We start from the raw sequence: 757 nt of genomic DNA, 5'->3' as shown, positions 1-757 counted from the left end.
CGGCTTCCCAGATTGCCGCGGCAGCGCCTGCCGGCGGAACGTAAATCACCGACACGGTCGCGCCCGTTTCAGCCTTGGCTTCAGCGACGCTCGCGTAGATGGGGATGCCTTCGAAATCTTCGCCGGCACGCTTCGGGTTCACGCCCGCAACGTACGCTTCGCGGCCGTTTGCGTATTCACGGCAAGCACGCGTGTGGAACTGCCCGGTCTTGCCGGTGATGCCCTGCGTGATGACCTTGGTGTCTTTGTTGATCAGAATCGACATGTATTGACCTCTGTTCGTTTGGCGTCGCGCGGTAGCGCCACCCGGCGCGATACTTCACGCCTGTGTCGCTCGCGCGCCGCCACTCGTCATTTTGGCAAATGAGCTGGTAAATGCGCCGTAGACAGGTGGCTTACGCCTTGCCCGAAGCAGCTGCGACGACCTTCTGAGCCGCTTCTTCCATGCTGTCCGCCGAGATGATCGGCAGGCCGGATTCAGCGAGCATCTTCTTGCCCAGGTCTTCGTTCGTGCCCTTCATGCGGACCACGAGCGGCACCTTCAGCGACACGGCCTTCGACGCCGCGATCACGCCTTCCGCGATCACGTCGCAGCGCATGATGCCTCCGAAGATGTTGACCAGAATCGCTGTCAGGTTCGGGTTCTTCAGCATGATCTTGAACGCTTCGGTGACCTTCTCGGTCGTCGCACCACCGCCGACGTCGAGGAAGTTCGCCGGTTCGCCGCCGAACAGCTTGATGGTGTCCATCGTTGCCA

2 pseudogenes are annotated in these 757 nt (G+C 61.4%); both read right to left on the bottom strand.

Annotated elements, in window-relative coordinates:
• Positions 1-265 (bottom strand): annotated as a pseudogene (locus tag AB3X94_RS41810) (succinate--CoA ligase subunit alpha); the annotation flags it as partial.
• Positions 266-395: 130 nt separating this feature from the next.
• Positions 396-757, bottom strand: a pseudogene (sucC, locus tag AB3X94_RS41805) (succinate--CoA ligase subunit beta); the annotation flags it as partial.

This window comes from Paraburkholderia sp. BR10923 (genome assembly GCF_040948765.1).
Taxonomy (GTDB): domain Bacteria; phylum Pseudomonadota; class Gammaproteobacteria; order Burkholderiales; family Burkholderiaceae; genus Paraburkholderia; species Paraburkholderia youngii.
The sequence above is the reverse complement of the archived record's forward strand: the minus strand, read 5'-3'. Positions and strand labels throughout refer to the sequence as shown.